1 protein-coding gene is annotated in these 1,339 nt (G+C 61.1%); it reads right to left on the minus strand.

What is annotated here, in order from left to right:
- Positions 1-1,339: immunoglobulin-like domain-containing protein (locus J3361_RS29235; protein WP_207967446.1), on the minus strand; the 1,339-nt coding region annotated here is incomplete at both ends.

The raw sequence follows: 1,339 nt of genomic DNA on the forward strand, positions 1-1,339 counted from the left end.
CGGTGTTCGGGGCGATGGCTTCGAGGTTGCCGCCAGTAGCGGTGCTGATGCTTTCGGTGACGGTGGTCGGACCTTGGTAAACGTCGTTACCCACAGCGACATCGAGTGTGCCCGAACTTGCACCGGCGGCGATGGTGATGGTCTTGCCGCTTTCCAACGTCACGGTGACCGGACCGTTCTGCGCGGTAACTGGCTTGCCATCGGCGCCGGTCAGCGTGGCGGTATAGGTGATGGTGCCGTTTTCGTTCACGGTCGGCGTGGCGGTCAGCGTCACGGTAGTGGTGTCGTTGACATCGCTAACGATGGTGCTAACTGGGGCGGTGTTCGGAGCAATGGCTTCGAGGTTGCCACCGGATGCATCTTTGATCGACTCAGTGACGGTGGTTGGGCCTTGGTACACATCGTTGCCAACCGCGACATCCAACGCGCCCGAGCTTGCGCCGGCGGCGATGGTGATGGTTTTGCCGCTTTCCAGAGTCACGGTCACCGGACCGTTCTGCGCGGTAACTGGCTTGCCATCGGCGCCGGTGAGGGTCGCGGTATAAGTGATGGTGCCGTTTTCATTCACGGTTGGCGTGGCGGTCAACGTCACGGTGGTGGTGTCGTTGACATCGCTAACGATGGTGCTAACTGGGGCGGTGTTCGGAGCAATGGCTTCGAGGTTGCCACCGGATGCATCTTTGATCGACTCAGTGACGGTGGTTGGGCCTTGGTAAACGTCGTTACCCACAGCGACATCGAGCGTGCCCGAGCTTGCACCGGCGGCGATGGTGATGGTTTTGCCGCTTTCCAGCGTCACGGTGACCGGACCGTTTTGTGCGGTGACGGGTTTGCCGTCGGCACCGGTCAGGGTGGCGGTGTAGGTGATCGTACCGTTTTCGTTCACGGTCGGCGTGGCGGTCAGCGTCACGGTAGTGGTGTCGTTGACATCGCTGACGACAGTGTTAACTGGCGCGGTGTTCGGAGCAATGGCTTCGAGGTTGCCGCCAGTGGCGGTACTGATGCTTTCGGTAACGGTGGTCGGACCTTGATAAACGTCGTTACCCACAGCGACATCGAGCGTGCCCGAACTTGCACCGGCGGCGATGGTGATGGTTTTGCCGCTTTCCAGCGTCACGGTGACCGGACCGTTTTGTGCGGTGACGGGTTTGCCGTCGGCGCCGGTCAGGGTGGCGGTATAAGTGATGGTGCCGTTTTCGTTCACGGTCGGATTGGCGGTCAACGTCACGGTGGTGGTGTCGTTGACGTCGCTAACCACAGTGCTGACTGGCGCGGTGTTCGGGGCGATGGCTTCGAGGTTGCCGCCAGTAGCGGTGCTGATGCTTTCGGTGACGGTGGT

The sequence above is a fragment of the Pseudomonas sp. OA65 genome, assembly GCF_017498305.1.
Taxonomy (GTDB): Bacteria; Pseudomonadota; Gammaproteobacteria; order Pseudomonadales; family Pseudomonadaceae; genus Aquipseudomonas; species Aquipseudomonas zanjanensis.